Origin of the sequence: Flavobacterium sp. (genome assembly GCF_043760115.1) — a bacterium.
GTDB lineage: Bacteria > Bacteroidota > Bacteroidia > Flavobacteriales > Flavobacteriaceae > Flavobacterium.
Genome location: NZ_JAYUPK010000135.1, coordinates 1 through 5,384, shown reverse-complemented (window position 1 = coordinate 5,384; position 5,384 = coordinate 1). Strand labels below are relative to the sequence as shown.

At 30.1% G+C, this 5,384-nt stretch carries 6 protein-coding genes; 5 read left to right on the top strand and 1 reads right to left on the bottom strand.

What is annotated here, in order from left to right:
* A partial coding sequence (locus tag ACH2BC_RS11440) for a hypothetical protein (protein ID WP_395054135.1) occupies positions 1-198 on the bottom strand: 198 nt, incomplete at its 3' end.
* 45 nt (positions 199-243) lie between these two features.
* Here ACH2BC_RS11440 and ACH2BC_RS11435 point away from each other — a divergent pair.
* The 5 genes from ACH2BC_RS11435 to ACH2BC_RS11415 all read left to right on the top strand — a co-directional run.
* Positions 244-810, top strand: a complete 567-nt coding sequence (locus ACH2BC_RS11435) for a class I SAM-dependent methyltransferase (RefSeq protein ID WP_395054134.1) — start codon at positions 244-246, stop codon at positions 808-810.
* Positions 811-1,019: 209 nt separating this feature from the next.
* Positions 1,020-3,287, top strand: coding sequence for an aconitate hydratase (locus tag ACH2BC_RS11430; protein WP_395054133.1), 2,268 nt, complete (start codon positions 1,020-1,022; stop codon positions 3,285-3,287).
* 219 nt (positions 3,288-3,506) lie between these two features.
* Positions 3,507-3,941: an RrF2 family transcriptional regulator gene (locus ACH2BC_RS11425; protein ID WP_395054132.1), complete on the top strand. Its 435-nt coding sequence runs from the start codon at positions 3,507-3,509 to the stop codon at positions 3,939-3,941.
* 170 nt (positions 3,942-4,111) lie between these two features.
* On the top strand, positions 4,112-4,723 hold the full coding sequence (locus ACH2BC_RS11420; RefSeq protein ID WP_395054131.1) for a hypothetical protein: 612 nt from the start codon (positions 4,112-4,114) through the stop codon (positions 4,721-4,723).
* A 7-nt stretch (positions 4,724-4,730) separates the two neighbouring features.
* Positions 4,731-5,384: hypothetical protein (locus tag ACH2BC_RS11415; RefSeq protein WP_395054130.1), on the top strand; the 654-nt coding region annotated here is incomplete at its 3' end.

Below are 5,384 nucleotides of genomic sequence, written 5' to 3'. Positions count from 1 at the left end.
CTTCCATCTTCCAACTTCCATCTTCCAACTTCCATCTTCCAACTTCCATCTTCCAACTTCCATCTTCCATCTTCCATCTTCCAACTTCCATCTTCCATCTTCCATCTTCCATCTTCCATCTTCCATCTTCCATCTTCCATCTTTCCATCTTAAATTTTTAATTTCCTTCCAATAAGTATAAAAGTATATATTTGTCAAACTGTTTTATTAAAAATTATTTTTGAGAAATTAAAAAACTATTCCATGATTAAATCGTTACTTTCAAAATTAAAGTGGTTCAAAAAAAGAATTCGTTGGAATTATAAATACCAAAAAGGTTCTTGGGATTACATGGGCAATGAAGAAAAAAGATACAATACTATAGTTGATTTTATTAAGGAAACTCAAATTAATAAACCATCAATTCTTGATTTAGGTTGTGGTTATGGAGCATTAAATTCCTATTTAGAAACTGAAAAATATGGTTCTTTTTTAGGAATTGATTTATCATCTATTGCAATTCAAAGAGCAAAAAATGCAAATTATCTCAATTCAGAATTTTTATCGGCAGACATTCATCAATTTCAACCAAAACAAAAATTTGATATTATAATTTTCAACGAAGTTTTATATTATCTTGATAATCAGTTAGAAATTGTAGAAAAATATGCCAATTATTTTAATCAAACAGGTTATTTTATTTTTTCATTCTATGGAATTAGACAAGATTTAATAGATAGTCTTGAAGAAAAATATGTTTTGGTTAAAAAAGAAGTTATATCACAATCAGAAACTATTTTTTGGGGAATTTGTCTTTACAGAAATAAATAAATTAGTGAAATTCCGAAATTGATAAAAATCACAAATTTAATTATCAAATAGATAAAATTTTCAGTAAATTTTGGTTTTAATTCAATAATAATTATCCAAAATCAATTTTCTGCAATAATAATGGTTCTAAAAATCACTTTTAATAAAAATTCTTTAAATCTCAATTGAATTCATTAAATTTGCATCACAATTAAACAAAACTTTATAGTATGGCTTTCGATATTGAAATGATTAAAAAAGTATACGCCAATATGACAACTCGTGTAGATAAAGCACGCGAAATTGTTGGTCGTCCGCTTACACTTACAGAAAAGATTTTATACAATCACCTTTGGGAAGGAAATCCTAGTCACGCATTTACTCGCGGAAAAGATTACGTAGATTTCGCTCCAGATAGAGTTGCTTGTCAAGATGCAACAGCACAAATGGCGTTATTGCAATTTATGCATGCAGGAAAAAGTAAAGTTGCAGTACCAACAACAGTACATTGTGATCACTTAATTCAGGCGAAAGTGGATGCAAAAACCGATTTGGCTAGAGCAAAAACGCAAAGCAATGAAGTTTTTGATTTCTTATCATCAGTATCAGATAAATACGGAATTGGTTTTTGGAAACCAGGCGCAGGAATTATTCACCAAGTAGTTTTAGAAAATTATGCATTTCCTGGTGGAATGATGATTGGAACCGATTCTCACACAGTAAATGCTGGTGGTTTAGGAATGATTGCAATTGGAGTTGGTGGCGCAGATGCTGTAGATGTAATGTCTGGAATGGCTTGGGAATTAAAATTTCCTAAACTTATTGGAGTAAAATTAACTGGAAAACTTTCGGGTTGGACAGCACCAAAAGATGTTATTTTAAAAGTGGCCGGAATTCTTACTGTAAAAGGTGGAACTGGTGCCATTGTAGAATATTTTGGCGAAGGCGCTACAGCAATGTCATGTACAGGAAAAGGAACTATTTGTAATATGGGTGCAGAAATTGGAGCAACAACGTCAACATTTGGTTACGATGCTTCAATGGACAGATATTTACGTTCTACAGACCGATCAGATATTGCAGATGAAGCTAATAAAATAGCAAAATATTTAACTGGTGATGACGAAGTTTACGCTAATCCAGAATTATTTTTTGATCAAGTAATTGAAATTAATTTAACAGATTTAGAACCACATTTAAACGGACCATTTACACCAGATTTAGCTACACCAATTTCTAAATTAAAAGAAGAAGCTATAAAAAATGATTGGCCTTTAAAAATTCAAGTAGGATTAATAGGTTCTTGTACTAATTCTTCTTACGAAGATATTTCACGTGCAGCATCATTAGCAGAACAAGTTCTTGCTAAAAATTTAAAAATAAAATCGCAATTTACCATAACACCAGGTTCAGAATTAGTTCGTTATACAATAGAACGTGACGGATTTATTGACACATTTGATAAAATTGGAGCAACAGTTTTTGCAAATGCTTGCGGACCATGTATTGGAATGTGGGATAGAGAAGGTGCAGAAAAAGAAGAAAGAAACACGATTGTGCATTCGTTTAACAGAAATTTCTCTAAACGTGCCGATGGAAATCCAAATACACTTGCCTTTGTAGGTTCGCCAGAATTGGTAACTGCGCTTGCTATTGCAGGAGATTTATCGTTCAATCCTTTGACAGATACATTAATTAATGAAAACGGAGAAGAAGTAAGATTTGACGAACCAACAGGAAATGAATTGCCACCAAGAGGTTTTGCAGTTGAAGATGCAGGATTTCAAGCACCATCAGCAGATGGTTCTGGAGTTCAAGTCGTGGTTTCGCCAACATCAGAACGCTTACAATTATTAGCACCATTTTCACCTTGGGATGGAAAAAATATTACAGGAGCCAAATTATTAATCAAAGCTTTTGGAAAATGTACTACCGATCATATTTCTATGGCTGGACCATGGTTGCGTTTTCGTGGACATTTAGATGCCATATCTAATAATATGTTGATTGGTGCAATTAATGCATTTAATCAAAAAGCCAATGCTGTAAAAAATCAATTAACTGGAACTTACGATGCTGTTCCTGCTGTTGCAAGAGCTTATAAAGCAGATGGAGTTCCAAGTATTGTGGTTGGAGATCATAATTATGGCGAAGGATCATCAAGAGAACACGCAGCAATGGAACCAAGATTTTTAGGAGTAAAAGCCGTTTTGGTAAAATCATTTGCACGTATTCATGAAACCAATTTAAAGAAACAAGGTTTACTTGGGTTAACATTTGCAAACGAAGCAGATTATGATAAAATTAAAGAAAACGATACTATTAACTTTACAGATTTAGTTGATTTTGCTCCAGGAAAACCATTAACTTTAGAATTCGTTCATGAAGATGGAAGTAAAGATGTAATTCTTGCAAATCATACCTATAATGAAGGACAAATCGGTTGGTTCGTTGCAGGTTCTGCTTTAAATTTAATAGCTGCTGCTGGAAAAGCTTAAAATTTTATCTTCCTGAGAAGTTCATACTGAGTGTAGTCGAAGGACAGTCGAAGGTTTTACAATTTTTATACTATTTTTATCCTAAGCGCATTTTAAGAATCATTAAACACATAAATCCTCGAAGCAATTCGAGGATTTTTTTAACTAAAAATAAAAAAAGATAAAAAACTCTTTTTATTTTTAAATATAATTTTTATCTTTGTAATATAATTTAAATATATGTTTTCAAAATCTTGTGAATACGCAATTAAAGCGATGATATTTGTAGCTCAAAAATCTAAAGATGAAATTAGAGTAGGAGTAAAAGATATTGCCAAAGGCATTGACGCGCCAGAACATTTCATTGCAAAAATTTTACAAGATTTAGGAAAAAAGAAATTGATAAATTCTGTTAAAGGTCCAAATGGTGGTTTTTACATGGATAAATTAAATTTAAAAAGTTCCATTGCAGATGTAGTAATAGCTATTGATGGAGATTCAATATATAAAGATTGTGTTATTGGTTTAAAATTATGTTCAGAGAAAAATCCTTGTCCAGTACATTTTGAATACAAAGAAATAAAACGAAATTTAATTTCAATGTTAGAAGAAAATACTATCGCCGATTTTAATGAAAAGTTAGATACAGGAAAATTTTTCCTAAAAAATAAATAGCTTTTTTTATTATAATAAAAGATAAAAAGATATTAATATATAAAGATTTTTATTTTAGCAGTATTTTATAAAAATATGTGAATTATGCAAGTTTTGTTTATTCTTTTGTAAGTAGTTATAATGTTAAAAGATGAAATTTATAGAAATATTTTTACACTAAATTATTGATTATGAAAAAGTTAAATCTATTGGTTTTATTTATCGCAAGTTGTGTTGTAATCTCCTGTACTTCAACAAAAATTACAAGTAGTTGGAGAAATCAAGATAATGAAATTGTAATAGAAAAACTAAATAAGGTTTTAGTTGTAGCTATGTTTAAAGATGAAACAAGCAATCGAAAGGCCGAAGATCAGATGGTAAGTTATTTACAAGGAAAAGGAATTCCGTCTTATAATTACTTAAATGCAAATTTTAATAAAAAAAATGTAGAAGTAATTCAAGATAAAATTAAAAAAGATGGATTTGATGCAGCGGTGACAATGCGATTAATTGATGTTGATAAAGAAAAAATTTACACACCAGCTCAAACTTCTTTCTATCCAGATTATTATAGAAATTTTAGCGGTTATTATTACAATAGATTTAACTACAATACAAATCCTAGATATTATTCAACTACAAAAACATACACGGTAGAAACCAATGTTTATTCCATTAAATCAGATAAAATTATTTGGTCTGGGTTAACAGAAAGTACCAATCCAAATGGAGCAAAAAAAATGACCGAAGAAGTTGCAAAAGTGATTTTTAAACAAATGGTTAAAGAAGGATTTATAAAATAAAAAAACTATGAAACAAAATTTAAAAATACTACTCGGCATTTCATTCTCTGTTTTATTTTCAGAATCAATTTTTGCACAACAAGCCATCAATTTAATTTCAGATGATTCCAATTCATTAGGATTATGGCTTTTGTTGCTCATTATTTTAATTCCGGCTTTGGTTTTCATTGGCGTTTTATATCTAAAGTTTAAAGACCAAGTAACCGAAAACGAGGAATGGAAAAACTTAACAACCGAAACCCATTTCTCTGATTATTTGAAAAATTTAAGCAGCAATCAAATCCAAAAATTCATCAATCTTAAAAAAAGTAACAAGTTGAAAAACAACAATGCCAACATCTTAAAAACCATTACGTTTTTATTTCTTTCTACCAGTGTTTTTGCTCAAGATCCAAGCAATCCTAAGGAAAATTTCTTCAGTCAACCCGGAATTGTGATTACTATTATTATTGTTTTAATTCCGATTTTACTTGCCGTTATTTTTGCAATGATCAAAGCAAATAATTCAGTTAAAACATTACTTAATAAAGGTAAAGAAGCCGAAGCTAAAAAATTTGCAGCTCACATTGATTCTTTAGATGATCAAGAAATTGAAAAAAATTTAATAAAACGTGAACAAGCATTAGAATATAATTTATCTAATTCTGAACTTTCTGGTTCT